General features: G+C 70.2%; 11 protein-coding genes and 1 pseudogene. 7 read left to right on the forward strand and 5 right to left on the reverse strand.

Annotated features, from left to right (window positions below; genetic code table 11):
• Positions 1 to 275: 275 nt before the first annotated feature.
• Positions 276 to 668 carry a DUF4180 domain-containing protein gene (locus GXW83_RS23765; protein WP_182445084.1) on the reverse strand — a complete coding sequence of 131 codons (393 nt, stop codon included), beginning with the start codon at positions 666 to 668 and terminating at the stop codon, positions 276 to 278.
• Positions 669 to 1,408: 740 nt separating this feature from the next.
• Between GXW83_RS23765 and GXW83_RS23770 the strand changes: the two genes are divergently transcribed.
• The 3 genes from GXW83_RS23770 to GXW83_RS35415 all read left to right on the forward strand — a co-directional run bounded on the left by GXW83_RS23770 (position 1,409) and on the right by GXW83_RS35415 (position 4,626).
• Positions 1,409 to 2,638, forward strand: a complete 1,230-nt coding sequence (locus tag GXW83_RS23770) for a cytochrome P450 (protein WP_182445085.1) — start codon at positions 1,409 to 1,411, stop codon at positions 2,636 to 2,638.
• 350 nt (positions 2,639 to 2,988) lie between these two features.
• Positions 2,989 to 3,681 (forward strand): SUMF1/EgtB/PvdO family nonheme iron enzyme, encoded by a 693-nt coding sequence (locus GXW83_RS23775; RefSeq protein WP_225447211.1) that lies wholly within the window; start codon positions 2,989 to 2,991, stop codon positions 3,679 to 3,681.
• A 24-nt stretch (positions 3,682 to 3,705) separates the two neighbouring features.
• Complete coding sequence (locus GXW83_RS35415; protein ID WP_370466758.1) at positions 3,706 to 4,626, forward strand: 4'-phosphopantetheinyl transferase; 921 nt, start codon at positions 3,706 to 3,708, stop codon at positions 4,624 to 4,626.
• Positions 4,627 to 4,763: 137 nt separating this feature from the next.
• Here the strand turns inward: GXW83_RS35415 and GXW83_RS23785 are convergent.
• From GXW83_RS23785 to GXW83_RS34925, 3 genes and pseudogenes are all read right to left on the reverse strand, one after another.
• Positions 4,764 to 5,789: pseudogene (locus GXW83_RS23785) on the reverse strand (condensation domain-containing protein); the annotation flags it as partial.
• Complete coding sequence (locus tag GXW83_RS23790) at positions 5,786 to 6,748, reverse strand: NAD(P)/FAD-dependent oxidoreductase (protein WP_225447537.1); 963 nt, start codon at positions 6,746 to 6,748, stop codon at positions 5,786 to 5,788. The gene GXW83_RS23790 and the pseudogene GXW83_RS23785, both read right to left, overlap by 4 nt.
• Before the next feature lie 146 nt (positions 6,749 to 6,894).
• On the reverse strand, positions 6,895 to 7,023 hold the full coding sequence (locus tag GXW83_RS34925; RefSeq protein WP_255431322.1) for a hypothetical protein: 129 nt from the start codon (positions 7,021 to 7,023) through the stop codon (positions 6,895 to 6,897).
• Between the two features lie 285 nt (positions 7,024 to 7,308).
• Here GXW83_RS34925 and GXW83_RS23795 point away from each other — a divergent pair, with 285 nt between their 5' ends.
• Both GXW83_RS23795 and GXW83_RS23800 read left to right on the forward strand, forming a co-directional pair.
• The gene (locus GXW83_RS23795; protein ID WP_182445088.1) at positions 7,309 to 9,678 is read left to right on the forward strand and encodes a peptidase domain-containing ABC transporter; all 2,370 of its coding nucleotides are present in this window, start codon (positions 7,309 to 7,311) and stop codon (positions 9,676 to 9,678) included.
• 199 nt (positions 9,679 to 9,877) lie between these two features.
• Positions 9,878 to 10,951 (forward strand): ParB N-terminal domain-containing protein, encoded by a 1,074-nt coding sequence (locus GXW83_RS23800; protein WP_182445089.1) that lies wholly within the window; start codon positions 9,878 to 9,880, stop codon positions 10,949 to 10,951.
• A gap of 18 nt (positions 10,952 to 10,969) precedes the next feature.
• Here the strand turns inward: GXW83_RS23800 and GXW83_RS23805 are convergent, their stop codons facing one another.
• Positions 10,970 to 11,689 (reverse strand): hypothetical protein, encoded by a 720-nt coding sequence (locus GXW83_RS23805; protein ID WP_182445090.1) that lies wholly within the window; start codon positions 11,687 to 11,689, stop codon positions 10,970 to 10,972.
• 235 nt (positions 11,690 to 11,924) lie between these two features.
• Between GXW83_RS23805 and GXW83_RS23810 the strand changes: the two genes are divergently transcribed.
• Together GXW83_RS23810 and GXW83_RS23815 are read left to right on the forward strand one after the other, a co-directional pair.
• Positions 11,925 to 13,781 carry an ABC transporter ATP-binding protein gene (locus tag GXW83_RS23810; protein WP_182445091.1) on the forward strand — a complete coding sequence of 619 codons (1,857 nt, stop codon included), beginning with the start codon at positions 11,925 to 11,927 and terminating at the stop codon, positions 13,779 to 13,781.
• Positions 13,778 to 15,556: an ABC transporter ATP-binding protein gene (locus GXW83_RS23815; RefSeq protein ID WP_182445092.1), complete on the forward strand. Its 1,779-nt coding sequence runs from the start codon at positions 13,778 to 13,780 to the stop codon at positions 15,554 to 15,556. The genes GXW83_RS23810 and GXW83_RS23815 overlap by 4 nt, the downstream gene beginning before the upstream one ends.
• Positions 15,557 to 15,628: the final 72 nt, after the last annotated feature.

Consider the following 15,628-nt stretch of genomic DNA (forward strand, 5'->3'; position numbering starts at 1 on the left):
CCTCTGCGGCCCGGGGTCATCGCCATAGGCAATCTGCAGGCATGGCGAAACCGAACTCTGTGATGTCGCAGGACACGGAGCCAACGCGGCGTCCCGCCCCGGCTACCGGGTGAACGCCTGCCGCTCGGTGTGCGTCCCGAGCGGCCGTTCAGCAGAGACCGGGATCAGATGTACAGGCCGACGCAGTTTCGATTGCGCCGCGCCGGGGGGCCGAACGGCCCGTGCCCACTCCGGGACCCGCTGGCGACCCGCTGTGCCCCAAGGTCGCGCAAAGGTCAGGCGTGCAGTCCCCGCGCCTTGGCGCCTGCGGCCTCCAGGCGCGCGTCGAGGGCTTCGACGTCGGGCAGGAACCAGATATGACTGGCCGAATTGGATTCATGGACCAGGGCACGCAGCGCCGCACTGGCCTCCAGATGGCGGGAGATGTCGCCGATCACGGCCAGTCGCAGTCGGTAGTTGACGAACTTCTGCATGACGTCCCCGGCGAAACGGGTGCAGAGCAGGAAGAACTTCTCGTCCAGACGACTCGCCGGTACGGCCACGATCTCGGCGTCGAGGAGTGCCGCGCCGATCAGGTCAAGCGCATCCTGCTCCGTGGCGACGATGGGACCCGCCGGATCACACATCAAAACCTGTACTCCGTGGCGGTCCTGAAGTAAATCCGTCAACTTACACTCTCCCCAGAAGATCCATCATGACCACAGGTAAGCATACGTCCGTTCTTGGGTCAATGGCGCTTCAGAGCGGTCGCGGACCCCAGGACCGTGCGGCTGGTCGGGTTGTGACCGGTTGGGACACATAACACGGTTGGCAAGGGTTTTGTGCTCATTGCACTGCCCGGGAAGAGGGGGTTGCCCGGCAACGGCTGGAAGCCCTGCAGGCCGATCTTCCGCAGGTGGAGGATGTGCGGGAGCGGTTGGTGAGCGACCGTCGGACCCGGGGCGGTGTCTACGCGGGGACCGCACCACGGGCCGTGGCAACCCTCCGCAATCTCGCCGTCGGCGAACACTCCCCATCCTGGGCACCATCAACGATTCGGACACACAAGGAACTTGATCGAGCCACGATGCCACTCGGACAGCCCGTCGGGCCGCTCGACCACCGTTGCCCCATGGCTGACGATGGCCGTGGACGGATGACGGTCGCCAGCCTTCTTTGTGTCTGAAAGCCGCCTCTCCCGCTCCCACCCGCAAGTCCCTTGGCAAACTCTGTCGATGCAGCTCAGAGGCATTCCCTGCTTTCTCGGCCGGCGTCTCGCACGAAAGCCCCAGGCCGGTTCCACGCGCCAGGGATGCCTTGCGGGCCACAGCCGATTGTGATCGACTACGCGCACCGGTGCCCCGTGCAACTCGTTCATATATTGCGCACCGCGTCACTGCTGAGATCCGGTTGACCCACGGGAGGACACATGCCCAGCGGCCACGACGGCGCAGCTCCACTCCAGATCGACGAAAAGGAGTTCGAACACAACCCGCATGCGTTATATGACGTCCTGCGATCCGAGGCACCGGTCCGCGAGGTCATCGCACCGGGCGGAACCAGAGTCTGGCTCGTCACACGCTACGACGATGCGAAGTCCGTGCTGACCGACAATCGCCTGTCCAAGAACATCGAAGCCGGCCAGAAGGTCATCCAGCGGAACACCGACGGGGAGACCGGCATGGTGTTCGCCAGCGAACTGGCAGCGCACATGATGAACGCCGACCCGCCGGACCACACCCGGTTGCGCAAGCAGGTCAACAAGGTGTTCACGCAGCGGGCGGTGGAGAAACTGGGTCCCCGGATCGAGCAGATCACCACTGACCTCCTCGATGCGATGGAGGGCCAGGATCAGGTAGACCTGATGCGCGCCTTCGCCTACCCGCTCCCCATGGCGGTGATCTGTGAGCTGCTGGGCGTTCCGGCCGACGACCAGGCGCGCTTCCAGGGTTGGGTCCCCACCCAACTCTCCGGCGGGGATCCGGAGAGCATGGCGCAGGCCACGATGGCGCTGCTCGGGTACCTGCACGAGCTGGTCGAGAGCAAGCGGGCCGAACCGGCGGACGACCTGCTCACCGGTCTGGTGCGGTCCAGCGACGACGGCAAGCTGAACACCCAGGAACTCGTGTCGATGGCGTTCCTGCTGCTGGTCGCGGGAAACGAGACGACGGTCAACCTCATCGGAAACGGTGCGTTCGCACTCCTCCGCCACCCCGACCAGTTCGCCGCGCTGCGCGCGGACCGTTCCCTGCTGCCCGGGGCGGTCGAGGAGTTCCTCCGCTACGAGAGCCCGGTCAACACGTCGTCGCTGCGGTTCACGACCGAGCCGATCGAGGTGGACGGAGTCCTCATACCGGAGGGCGAACTGGTGGTGGTCGCCCTCACGTCGGCCAACCGGGACGAGTCCCAGTTCCCCAATGCCGGCAACCTGGACATCCATCGTCCGGCGGGCGCCAACCTGTCCTTCGGACACGGCATCCACTACTGCGTCGGAGCACAGCTGGCCCGGCTGGAAGCACAGATAGCCTTCGACCGGCTCATCGAGCGGTTCCCGCACATCCGGCTGGCAGCCGACCCGGACGAACTCCGTTGGCAGCCGGGAACGGCGCTGCGTGGACTGCGGTCGCTGCCGGTGTGGCTCGGCCCCGAACAGGGCTGAACCACATCGGTGAGACCGTCGGAGGTCGCTCCCGACCCGCCATTCGGCATGCGGTCAGCCGGGTCCTGGCGTTGACGCCTCCGGTCGGGGGCGGCCGCCGTACGGGAGGGTGAGCGCGGCGGCAACAACGTCGCGGTCCCGCTCCGACCCACGGGTCCGGAAAAGCTTTCGATATATCCGCGTCGAGTTGCAGCGCAATAGCCCGGCCTGAAAAGATCCGCGGAAAGCGCTGGCTCGGCCGCACCCGTCGTCCGGCTGGACAGGACGGGAGTCCGTGCTGACGTCCGCGGGTGCCCCGGCGGTATTCGCACGTTACGGACACGAACCGAATGTGTGGGAGCAGGGCTACGATGAGCCATGAATCAACACTGCGCCGGGTGGCCGCCGATCACATGATCGACCTGCCCGCCGGAGAGATCGCGCTGCGGGACGAGGGCACGATGACGGACTGGACGGTCGAGGTGGCCGCCTTCCGACTGGCCCCGTGTCCGGTCACCCGCGAGCTGTACGCCGCTGTGCTGGGCAAGGCGCCGGAGAGCTCCGCGGGGCCGCGGACGCCGATGACCGAGGTCTCATGGAAGGACGCCGTCCGGTTCTGCAATCTGTTATCGCAGGCTGAGGGGCTCGACCCCTGCTACTCGATGGGCGACAACCGCGACGCGGAGGACGTGGTCTGCGACTGGACAGTCGATGGCTACCGCCTTCCGTCCGAGGCGGAATGGGAGTTCGCCTGCCGGGCCGGGAGCTCGGACGTCCGCTACGGAGAGCTGGACAACATCGCGTGGTACCGCGGGAACTCCGGGGGCGAGGTGCACGACATCGCGACGCGGGAGCCGAACGCGTGGGGACTGCACGACATGATCGGCAATGTCTGGGAGTGGTGCTGGGACGTCTACGACCCCCGGGTCTACGGCCCGTACCGCGTCTTCCGCGGCGGCGGTTTCTTCGACAAGCCCCGGGGGTGCCGGGCGTCGTGCCGCCGCAAGAGCCACCCGACCCTGGCCATCGACGACCTCGGGTTCAGACTCGCCCGATCGCTGTGAGCGGCGCGAACGTGCGGTGTTGTTGTGATCGATGAGATATTGCCCTCGCCCGTCGGCACGGGCAGCACGTTCGCTGATTACGACGCGGCGCTGACCGCCCTGTACCCGCAGGAGGCCGCCGCCATCGCGAGTGCCCGGCCGAAGCGTCGACAGGAATACGCGAGCGTCCGCATGTGTGCGCGCCGCGCCATGAGCGAACTGGGCGTACCGCCGGCGCCTGTGCTGTCGGGCGTGCGCGGCGAACCGCTGTGGCCCGGCGGCATCGTCGGCAGCCTGACCCACTGTCCCGGGTTCCGGGCCGCCGCCGTCGGCCGCTCCTCCGCGTTCGTGGGGATCGGCATCGACGCCGAACCCAACCTCCCTCTGGCAGAGGATCTGCTGGAGTTCATCTCGCTTCCCCAGGAGCGAGCGCGAGTGCACGCGTTGACGCAGTCCTCTCCCGAGGTCTGCTGGGACCGGCTGCTGTTCAGCGCCAAAGAGGCGGTGTTCAAGGTCTGGTTCCCGCTCGCCAAGTGCGAACTCGACTTCACCGAGGCGGTCATCCGCATCGACCCCGGCTCCGGAACCTTCTCCGCGCGACTGCTCGTCCCGGGCCCCACCGCCGACGGGGAACGCATCGAGGGGTTCGACGGCCGCTGGCTCTCCCGCCGGGGCATACTGCTTGCCGCGATCGCCCTGCGGCGGACCACGGGACAGGGCGAGGCGGGCGCTCTGCCGAGGGCCGGCGGCCTCGGACGTCCCGTCGATCACCTCGCTGACGGAGACCCCGGGGTTCTTCTGACCCACCCGCACCGCAGGGCGCGCTCGACGGAGTCCATGATGCCGTCGAGGTCTCCCTGGCCGAACACTCCGGAATTCGCAACCACCGACAGCACGATCGCGCTCGCCTGCTCGTCCACTCGGACGTCGATGCCCGGGGTCGAGGGCGCCAGGTCCAACTGGTAGGCGCCGGGCAGCAGAACGAGCGGGAGGGTTCCCTCCACCCCCTCCTCGAAGTAGCTCGCGTAACTCAGTGCCAGGGATCTGACGAACCCTGTGCCGGGCCCTCGGGAGAGTTCCTGCTGCGACGCCACCAGCGCCCGCCCGTCCACATGGCGTCGTGAGACGGCGTTGAGCAGTTCGGCCGCGGAGCTGTGCAGCAGGGAGCCGCCCTCGGCCGACGGTCGGTCGAGGACCACCGGCAGGTTGATGGCAAACATGCCAACGATGTCCTGCTCGGAGCGCAGCCGGGTGTCCACAGGGACGTGGACGGCGATACGGTTCTGCCGGGTCAGCCCGAACACCACCTCGGCAAAGATCGCCAGGACCGCCTGGAAAGTGGTGCGTCCACGAGAGTCACAGTCGTCCCTGAACCTGCTGAGGTCGTCGCCGGACAACTGGATCTGCCGGAGCGCGGCGCCGGCGGTCCCCTCCGCGGGTGGTCCCGCGGCGGACGCGGTCACGAAGTCGCACCCGTTCGGCATGGAGGCGATCCGTCTGCGCCAGTAGTCGGCGTTGCCCGCCACTGCCCGGCTGCCGAACCGTTGCCACTGGCCCTCGACCGCGTCCAGGAAAGGCGTGGAGGCGGTGGGGCCGGGGACGGCGGATGACGGTCGGGCGGCGAGAAGCTCCGCGTAGGCACTCCACAGGTCCCGCATGAGGATCGCGCACGAGCGCCCGTCCACAGCCAGGTGCGAGAAGCTGGCCAGGAAGGCGTGGCGGGTGCCGGAGAAGCGAATCAACCGGAACCGAAAGGGGCGGTCGTGATCGAGCCGCCACTCGCCGAGTGCGTCGTTCGCCAGCGTCCTGGTGACAAACCGGTGGAACTGGTCGGGCGAGTTGGATCGCACCGCCTGGAGCCGCACCAGCGGGCCCTCGGGAACACCCCGGTCCCGCTGGCCGTGCGCGCCGCCGTCCACGGGCGCCAACTCCAGGCGCAGCGCGTCGTGCCGGACCACCAACTGCCGTACCGCCCGCACGAACACCGTCGGGTCCAGGTCCCCCCGGATCTCGTAGGAGAAGTACACCGGGGTCCGCGAACCGGCCCGAGCGGCCAAACCGAGCAGATGGGCCTGCTGGGCGAACCCCAGGCGGACCGGATCCACCCGCCCGGCCCGGGTCGCCGTCACCGCGCCCCCTCGGCACGTACCGCGGTGGCGGGCGCCGCCGGGGCAGCCTCGGTCAACAGCAGGTCCTGGTCGATGCCGAACCCGGCCTGGGCACCGGCCGCGACCGCGCCGGCCACGCTCCGGGCCACATGCTCGGCGCCTGCCATCTTCGCCATGTCGCCCGCGGCATAGACACCCGCGACGCTGGTGTGGCCGAACTGGTTCACCCGGACCCTGCCCTGCGCCGAGATCGCGCAGCCCAGGGCCTCGGGCAGCGCCGATCCCTGGACCGACCACTGCGGCACGAACAGCCCACCGAGGAGCAGCGGGCAGGCACCGCGCAGCCGCACCTCGACGCCTCCGCCCGGCGCCGGCGCGACCCGGGTCACCTCCGCCGGATCGACCCGGATCCGGAATCGGGAGAGCAGGTCCTCGGCCTCTTCCGACGCGTCCGTGCTTCCCTCCGTGAGCAGGACGACGTCATCGCTGAACCGGCGCAGATGGACGGCCAGGCGAACGGATCCGACAGCGCCGCCCAGCACGGCCAGGGGCAGGCCCCTCAACTCCCAGGCATGACAGTAGGGGCAGCTGAACACCCCTCGCCCCCAGACCGCCTCCACCCCGACGAGCGGGGGCAGGCGGTCGAGCAGGCCGGTGGCGAGCAGGAGCCGGCGGGATCGCACCGTCGACCTGTCGGCCAGCGTCACTTGGAACCCGTCGTCCAGCGGGGCGACGGCGCCCACCCCGCTCCCGCGCACCTCGATGCCGGGATATCCCGAGAGCTCCCCGAGGGCCAGCGATCGGAAGTCCTCGACCAGCACCCCGTCCCGGGTCGGGTAGCCGTGCATACGCCTCCCCGCCGGGGTCCGACCGGCCTCGACCGGCGGGTCCGCCAGCAGGCAGCGCCGCCTCATCCGCCCCAGGCTCAAGGCCGCGCTCAGTCCGGCCGGGCCCGCTCCCACCACCACCGCATCCAGCATCACGCCGAAACTCCCCACTGAACGACTCCGTCCCGCTCCACAGCTCGCAGGGGCGCACGCCCGGGCCGGCCCGGGCGTGCGCCCCCGATATCCGGGCGCCGGGTGAACGGCCGGGAAACCGCCGTGTCACCCGGCGCCCGGGTCCATCACAGGCAGGACGTCAGGCACAGGACACCGGACGGCGCCGCCGAGCCTCCGAAGAGGTCGTCGAGCTCGTCGTCGGACAGCGCGCTGATGTCCGTCGAGTCAAATTCGTACTCGAATTCTCCAGTCATAATATTTCCCTCCCCTCGTCAATTGAATTACTACTCTAACTATCGTCGGTCAACCGGTCAACGGCCCTCTTTTGAACACCTGGGACCGGAGTGCGCCACCATCCGCGACGCTTGACTGGTGGATTTCCGTGAGCTTGGCTGTCGGTGCCCCGATAATTCTGGGACAACGGCCCGGCGAAGAGAACCGGCACATACGTCCTCAATGTCTCCATCAGCAAAGGGGGGTTCGACGATGCCTGGGAAGACCCGCTCCACGAACGGGACGACATACGACAGGACGACGCGATGAGCGATGACGAGGCCCCCCGCGGGGAGTACGGTCCCGCGGACCGCCGGTCGGGAGGGCCCGGCAGGTTCCGCCGGAAGGCTCTCTCCGCCCGCGGCGCGTCCCGCGAGTACGGGCCGGCCGTCGGGTCCGGCCGCCTGATCCGGCTGTCGCACCGCTCAGGCAGCGGGCGGACCGGGGCGACGGCACGACGGTGGCAGCGGCGCTCCCGGCAGCGGGTACCGGTCCGCCTGCAGGCCCAGACCAGCGACTGCGGCGCTGCCTCCCTGGCCATGGTGCTGGCCTTCCACGGCCTCGACGTGCCGATCAAGGACCTGCGCCGGGCCACGCAGACGGGGCGCGACGGCGTATCGGCCCGTCAACTCCTGGAAGCCGCACGCACCTACGGCTTCAACGCGCGCGGAATCCGGTCCACCCTCGACGGATTGCGGGATCTGCCGCCCGCCACCGTGCTCTTCTGGGACTTCACCCACTTCGTCGTGCTGGAGCAGGTGAAGGGTCGCTGGGTGCACATCGTCGATCCGAGGCTCGGGCGCCGCCGAGTGGCTCTGGAAGCAGCTGGGGAGGCCTTCACCGGGGTCGCCCTGCAGATCACCCCCGGCCTGCGCGCACCGGCCGACCGCAGCCCCCGGCCCGTGGTGTCCCAGCAGGGCGCCGTCAGCCCGTGGCGGTATCTCCGGCGCTTCTTTCCGTCCGGTCGCCGCTGGACGCCCTTCGTCCTCTGTTCGCTGCTGCTCCTCGGGTTCAACCTGGCCATGCCCCTGTCCACGCAGTACGTGGTGGACCACGTCGCCGCCGGGCGGCGGACAGCCGGGGCACCCGCGCTGTGCCTCGCGGTGACCGCGCTGGCAGCGGCGTTCTTCGCGCTGCAGTTCATCCGTTCGCTCTCGGTCCTGGCCATCCAGGCGACCGTGGACGAGAGCGTGACCCTGGGAATCCTCAACCGCCTCTTCTCGCTGCCGCACGAGTACTTCGCCAGTCGCAGCCCGGGCGAGCTGGTGCAACGCGTCCGGACCAGTACGGCGATCCGGCAGGTGATCTCGGTCTCCGCCCTCTCCAGCGTCTTCGACGGGATCCTGATCCTTTTCTACATGGCGCTGCTGCTGCTCGCGGATCCGACCCTGGCCCTGCTGGTGATCGTGCTGGCCCTGCTCCAGGTGGGCCTGCTGCTGGTCTCCTGGCGCAAGCACCAGTACGCCAGCGCCGACGCCGTCGAGGCCCGGACCAGGGCGGGGGCCGAACTCGCCGAGATCCTGGAGGGCATGACCACGCTCAAGGCGGCGGGGGTCGAGGGCCCGGCCGGCCGGCGCTGGAGCCACAGCCTCGCCGACGAACTGAACACCCGGCTGCGCAGCCGTCGGCTGCTGACGGTCTCCTCGACCCTCAGTTCGGCCCTGCAGCTCGCGGCACCGCTGGTGGTACTGCTGGTCGGCTCGCTCCGGGTCGCCTCGGGCGCGCTCTCGCTCGGTGAGGTGCTCGGCTTCAGCGTCCTGGCCATGGGCCTGCTGGTACCGGTCGCCAACCTGGTCCAGATCGGGCTCGAAGTCTCAGGTCTGCGAGCCGAGTTGGCGAGGCTCGGCGACATCATCGAGGCGACCCCGGAGAAGAGGGCCGGGGACCGCGCCATCAGCGTGCACGGCGCACTGGAGGTGGACGACGTGTCCTTCGCCTACGGCGCCGGAGGGACCCGGGTGCTGTCCGAGGTGTCCTTCAGCGTTCCGCAAGGCACCTTCACGGCCCTGCTCGGCGGCTCCGGATCGGGCAAGTCGTCCTGCGCGCTGCTCCTCGCCGGGCTGCACTCCCCGACCGCCGGGAGCGTCCGCGTCGACGGGCACGACCTGGAGGACGTGGACACCTCCGGCTACCGCCAGTCCATCTCGTTCATCAACCAGGATTCCCGGCTCTTCTCCGGCTCCATCCAGGAGAACATCGCTTTCGGCGGTCCGGACGTCTCCGAGGCCGAGGTGATCGAGGCCGGCCGGTTGGCCTGCATCCACGATGATGTGACCCGTATGCCGATGGGGTACGCCACGCTGCTCGGCTCCGGCGGCGGCGGGGTCTCCGGCGGCCAGCGCCAGCGGATCATCCTGGCCCGGGCCCTGGTCAGGCGACCGAAGATCCTCATCATGGACGAAGCGACCAGTGCGCTGGACCCGGTTCTCGAAGCCCGGATCTTCGAGCTCATCAGCGGTCTGGGGATGACGCTGATAGTGGTCGCCCACCGGCTGACCGCCGTTCGAAGCGCCGATCAGGTGGTCGTCCTGGACAGCGGCCGGATGGTCCAGTGCGGCGCGCCGCAAGAGCTGTCCAGGGCGGCCGGCCCCTACCGGACGCTGGTGGCCCCGGGCCCGGCCGACCTGGTCGGCTGACCTTTCGGCTCCGGCGACGGCCGTCCCACTCCGGGCAACCATCGATCACGAAACGTAGATTCCAGGCATTCCGCTCGGGCCCTGCATTGGCGGCGCACCGATCCTTTAATGGGTTGACAGTTGACATGGACAGGTATTAGCTGAATGCCGGTACTGAACACAGCACGGGGGGTAAGTCATTTTGGATGTCGATTCAGTCATGCCTGAAAAAGACGCGCCCAGGTCCGTCTACGAACTCCACGACAGCTGGGACAACGGGTTTTTCTCCGATACCAGAACCGAGCCGGCCGAACGTGACCCCAGAAATTTATCCACGCCCTGGTCGAACGTTCCGGCGCCGTCCTTCGAACCGACTCGCGGGCGCGTCACGCGCGTACCGCTCGACCGACTGCTGGACGCCGAGTCGCCGAGGCTCGGGGGGCTCGACGAGAGGCACCTCTCCACCCTGCTCGACGTCGAGGACGACCTGCCCCCGATCATCGTGCACGGCCCGACCATGCGGGTAATCGACGGTATGCACCGTCTGCACGCGGCCCGGCTCAGGAACCGCGAGACCATCGACGTGGTCTACTTCGACGGCTCCGAGAAGGAGTCGTTCGTCCTGGCCGTCGAGGCGAACGTCCGGCACGGCCTGCCGCTGACTCTCGCGGAGCGGAAGGAGTCCGCCAAGAGGATCCTCCGCAGCTATCCGGAGTGGTCGAACCAGGCGATCGCAACCAAGACCGGGCTGTCCTCCAAGACGGTGGGCATGCTCCGCCGGGACGACGGAGCAGCCGAGACCCAGCCCACGGTCAGGATCGGGAGGGACGGGCGGGTCCGCCCGCTGAGCGTCGTCGAGGGCCGACTGAGGGCCCGCGAGGTACTGGCCCAGAACCCGGACGCCTCACTGCGGGAGATAGCCAGGGAGTCCGGCATCTCGGTCGGAACCGCGCGGGACGTGCGGGAGAGGCTGAGCAAGGGGGAGAGCCCGATTCCGGGGAGCCGGGCGGCCGCGGCGGAGGCCGAGCCCCGACCGGCGGAGCCCGGCCCCTCGTCAGAGCTGGTCGACTTCGCCATCGTCCTGGACTCGCTCCGCAAGGATCCCGCCCTTCGGTACAGCGATGAGGGACGTGCGCTCATCCGCTGGCTGGAGACCCGCACGGTGCGCCGGGAGGAGATCAACCTGGTCGCGCAGGTGCCGGCGCACCAGGCGACCAGACTCGCCAACATGGCCCGGGCCTGCGCCGCGCACTGGGAGGCCATCGCGGTCGCCCTGGAACGCCGGGGCGGCTGAGCGGACCGGGGGCCGAGGTCAGAGCACGGACTCGCGCGCGGACAGTTCGGCGATCGCGTCGAGGGCCGCCTGCACGCACTCTTCGGCGCTCCGCCGGTCCGTGTCGACCGTCAGGACCCGCCCCCGGGCCGCCGCCCAGGAGCGGTAGAGCAACTGCATCTCCCCCTGGTAGCGGAGGAAGTCCGCCTCGACATCGGACGTCCGTCGATAGTCGCGGCCGCTGTGGTACCCGCCCAGCACCTTGCCCAGGCGCTTCCTCCGCTCCAGCGTGACTGCCGGCGGGCACTCGACCAGGATGGTGAGCGCCTCCCTCGGAGCGAAGTCGAACACCCTTGACGCCAGCGCCGGTTCGACTCCGCGGATGACCGAGCGGGCGATTCCCGACGCTACGTGGCGGTCGGCGAGCACGACTCCGCCGCGGTCCAGATCTGCCCCCAGTGAGGTCTCGCAGCGATGGGCCAGGTCCGCGGCCTCCGCGAAAAGCAGCGAGTGCGGACCCAGTCGGCCGTCGCGCTTCCACTCCGGGATGTGCGCGCCGACGAGGTCGGACGAGTTCCAGTCGGTCATGGAGACCGGACGCCCGGTGAGCGCCCCGAGCCTCGGCAGAATCCCGTCGATCAGAGTCGACTTGCCCACGGAGTAGATCCCGTCGATTGCAATCAGCACGCGGATGCCTTTCGGATTCGGACCGGTCATCGGCCGGAGGCCGGCGGAGAAGCACGCCTCACTCTCGCCCATGGGGTCCGGTGTTCAATAGCGCCGCACGCGCCGCCGGGCTGCCGAAACGTCCTGCTTGCGCCTCACTCCCGGGTCCCACAGGATGTCCGGTGCCCAAGTCCCCATCACCAAAGGTCGGTTGTTGTTCCGCACCGCGAACACGCGGCCAGTGGAGACGCGCCGAGAGCTGGAGAGGCCAGACCATGGACCCGAAGACCGCCGACCACCAGGAGCCCGGCCGGGTGAGCCCCCCGAGGTGCGAGATCCCCCGGGCGGGTACCGGCAGTTCCTCCGGGTGGCCCTGCGGGCCGGTCCCGCGCTGTGCGCGCTGTGCGCGGTTTGTGCCCTGGTCTCCGCCGGGGCCCCGCTGGTCGTGGCGGCCGCCGTCGGCGGAGTGATCGGTCATGTGCCGGCGCTGACCGCGCACGGCCTCGGCTCGTCCGCCGGGCGGGCCGCCCTGTGGTGGGCGGTCGTGGCCGGCCTCTGCCTGCTGCTGCTGTGGATCGCGGGATCACTGAGGACGGCGACGGCCACCGCCCTCGGCGATCGGATCGACGCCGCACTGCAACGGGATCTGATGGACGCGGTGATGGCGCCACAGAGCATCGCGCATCTGGAGCAGCCGAAGACGCTCGACCTGGTCAACGTCGGCAGGGAGACCTTTCGCGGCTCCTGGGGACGGCCCGGGCGGCTCGCCGCGACCATCAGCGGGCTGGCGACCGGACAGGTCATGCTGCTCGGCTCATGCCTGCTGCTGGCCCGCTTCCATCTGCTGCTGGGGGCGGCGTTCCTGATGGTCGGCCTCTGGGCCGCGCACGAGGAGAAGGCCGCCTCCCGGGTGGAGGCGGCGCACCACTACGGCAGCAGCGAGGCAGCCCGGCGCCTGGACTACTTCTACGAGTTGGGGGCGACACCGCCCGCCGCCAAGGAGGTCCGGGTGTTCGGGCTCTCCGGCTTCCTGCACGACCGGTTCACCGACACCTGGCGGCGGTCGATGGATCAGGTGCTGACGCCGCTGCCGATCCGGCCGCTGTCCGCCACCGCGGCGCTGGCCTGCGTCGTGCTCGCCGGGCTGGGCTGGGTCGCCGCCGACGCCGCGGCCGGACGACTCAGTGCCGGATCGGCCGCCGTCCTCGCCCAAGCCCTGGCGGTCGGGGTCGCCGGTGTCCAGCAGGCCTCTTGGACGGGCCTGCAGACCGAACTGGCTCTGGCCACCCTGGTCCGCTACGGCGAGGCCGTGGCCGTAGTCCGCGAAGCCGGTTCCTCGACGACGACCGGCGCCGGCCTGCCGGCGGACGGCCTGCCCGGCAAGGAGATCCGCTTCCAGGGGGTGTCCTTCCGCTACCCCGGCTCTTCGGGCGCGGCGCTCCAGGACCTGGATCTGGTGGTCCCGGCCGGACGGTCGCTGGCCGTGGTCGGCGTCAACGGCGCGGGCAAGACCACCCTGGTGAAGCTGTTGTGCCGGCTGTACGAGCCGACGTCCGGCCGCATCACCGTCGACGGCGCCGACCTGGCCGTGCTCGATCCGGTCGCCTGGCGTCAGCGCGTCGCCGCGGTCTTTCAGGACGCCACCCGGTTCGCGCTCACGGCACGCGACAACGTCGCCTTCGGCCACGTCGGCTCCGCCGCCGACGAGGACGGCATCCGGGCGGCCGCCGCCACTGCCGGTGTGGCCGACGTCATCGACTCGCTCCCGGCTGCCTGGAACACCGTCCTGTCCGCGGAGTTCCCCGACGGAGCCGACCTGTCCGGGGGCCAGTGGCACAAGGTCGCCCTCGCCCGCGCCCTGTACGCCGTCGATCGCGGCGCGGGCGTGCTCGTCCTGGACGAGCCCGCCGCCCACCTGGACGCGCGCGCCGAGGCCCGGCTCCACGAGCAGTTCCTGGAACTGACCGAGGGGCTGACCACCATCGTCATCTCGCATCGCTTCTCCACGGTCCGACAGGCGTCGTCCATCGCTGTCCTGGACGGCGGCAGGGTCGTCGAGCAGGGCACCCACGACGAACTGACAGCCCTCGGCGGCGCCTACGCGGACATGTTCCGCGTGCAGGCCGCGCGTTTCCGGGAGTCCGACGACACCGCCCCCGAGCAGCAGGAGGTCCCCCAGCCGTGAAGTCCTGGCTCAGCACCTGGCGACTGCTCCTCGACATCGGCCGTGAGATCGGCCCGCTCGTCTGCGCGCTCTACATCGTCGTCAGCGCGACCGCGTTCGTGTCTCCGCTGCTCTTCGCGCTCGGCCTGCAACCGCTGGTCGACGGCGCCTCCGCCCACCATGCGGGCCAGATCGCCACCGGTGCGGTGGTGTCCGGACTGGCGCTGCTGCTGACGGGTCTCTCCCCGGTCGGCTACCGCTGGGCCACCATCCGGATGCGGGAGCGCTCGCACATGGTGGTCCAGCGCCGCCTGCTGGACCTGTCGGCGGGGGCGCCCGGGCTGGAGCACTTCGAGCGGGCCGAGTTCCGGGACCGGCTGGAACTGCTCAAACGCGGCTCCGAGGACTTGGCCAACGGCATGGCCCTCGGCCTCGTGGCCCCCGTGGTGACGGCCCAACTCGTCCTCACCGCGGTGCTGCTGGGGCGCCTGCAACCGGTTCTGGCGCTGGTGCCGGTGATCGCCCTGCCGGCCACCTGGCTCAGCCGCCGGGCGGAGGCCCTCAAGAGCGCCGCCGAGCTGCGCACCGCCGCCGACCGCCGCACGGCCCAGCACCTGTTCACCCTGGCGACGACCTCCGCCTCCGGCAAGGAGCTGCTCCTGTACGGGCTGCGGGACGAGCTGACCCGGCGGCACCGCCGGGCGACCGGGGCGGTGCACCGCGCCACCGAGGCGGCCCTGCTGCGCTCCACCGTGGCCACGGCCGGCAGCTGGCTGCTCTTCGCCGCCGCCTATGTGGGCGCCCTGCTGCTGTTGCTGCGCCAGGCGGCCGACGGACACGCCACTCCCGGTCAGGTGGCCCTGACCCTCGGCCTGGCGGCGGCCGTGGTCAGCGCCTGCGGGCGGCTCGCCGACCTGACCGGCTCGGCGCTGCGGGTGCGTACCGTGGCCGACCACTACCGCTGGCTCCAGGGCCAGGCCTCGCCGGTCGGGAGGGCCGAGCACATCGCGCCGCCCGCGCGGCTGGAACGCGGTATCCAGCTCGACCGGGTCAGCTTCACCTACGCGGGCGCCGAGCGACCCGCCCTCGCCGAGGTCAGCCTGTTGCTGCCGGCCGGCGCCGTCGTCGCCCTGGTCGGCGAGAACGGCGCGGGCAAGACCACTCTGGTCAAACTGCTCACTGCGATGTACCCGGTGACCAGCGGCCGCATCCTGGTCGACGGCGCCGACCTGTCCGCCCTCGACGTCGACGGCTACCGCCGTCGGCTCACCGCCGGGTTCCAGGACCACGCCCGCCTCGAAGTGTCCGTCCGCGAGAACGTGGGTGTCGGCGACCTCACCCGGATGGACGACCGGGACGCTGTGAGCGCCGCCCTGGACAAGGCCGGTGCCGACTTCGTCCAGGCCCTCCCGCAGGGGCCCGACACCTCGCTCGGTACCTCCTGGGAGGGCGGCGTGGACCTGTCCGGCGGTCAGTGGCAGCGGCTGGCGGTGGCCAGGGGGATGCTCCGGCCCTCACCGCTGCTGGCGGTCTGGGACGAGCCGGCCGCCTCACTCGACCCGCAGGCCGAGCACGCCCTGTTCGAGCAGTTGGAGGTCGAGTCCCGCCGGGGCCGGGCCGACGGACGGATCACCCTGCTGGTCTCCCACCGCTTCTCCACCGTCCGCATGGCCGATCTCATCATCGTCCTGGCCGAGGGCCGGGTGGTCGAGCAGGGCACTCACGACCTGCTCATGGCGGACGGCGGGGGCCTGTACTCGGAGCTGTACCGGCTCCAGGCCCGCGCCTACCGCTGAGCCGGCGAGAGCGATCCGACGGGAGGCCGCCCACCGGGGCACGGTGGACGGCCTCCCGTGCGAGGCGCCGTC

The sequence above is a fragment of the Streptacidiphilus sp. PB12-B1b genome, assembly GCF_014084125.1.
Taxonomy (GTDB): domain Bacteria; phylum Actinomycetota; class Actinomycetes; order Streptomycetales; family Streptomycetaceae; genus Streptacidiphilus.

What these genes read in the sequence shown, in the direction of transcription:
- GXW83_RS34925 (WP_255431322.1), bottom strand. Translation starts at nt 7,023, where the DNA reads ATGACTGGAGAATTCGAGTACGAATTTGACTCGACGGACATCAGCGCG.
- GXW83_RS23805 (WP_182445090.1), bottom strand. Translation starts at nt 11,689, where the DNA reads ATGGGCGAGAGTGAGGCGTGCTTCTCCGCCGGCCTCCGGCCGATGACC.
- GXW83_RS23770 (WP_182445085.1), top strand. Translation starts at nt 1,409, where the DNA reads ATGCCCAGCGGCCACGACGGCGCAGCTCCACTCCAGATCGACGAAAAG.
- GXW83_RS23790 (WP_225447537.1), bottom strand. Translation starts at nt 6,748, where the DNA reads ATGCTGGATGCGGTGGTGGTGGGAGCGGGCCCGGCCGGACTGAGCGCG.
- GXW83_RS23775 (WP_225447211.1), top strand. Translation starts at nt 2,989, where the DNA reads ATGAGCCATGAATCAACACTGCGCCGGGTGGCCGCCGATCACATGATC.
- GXW83_RS23795 (WP_182445088.1), top strand. Translation starts at nt 7,309, where the DNA reads ATGAGCGATGACGAGGCCCCCCGCGGGGAGTACGGTCCCGCGGACCGC.
- GXW83_RS23800 (WP_182445089.1), top strand. Translation starts at nt 9,878, where the DNA reads ATGCCTGAAAAAGACGCGCCCAGGTCCGTCTACGAACTCCACGACAGC.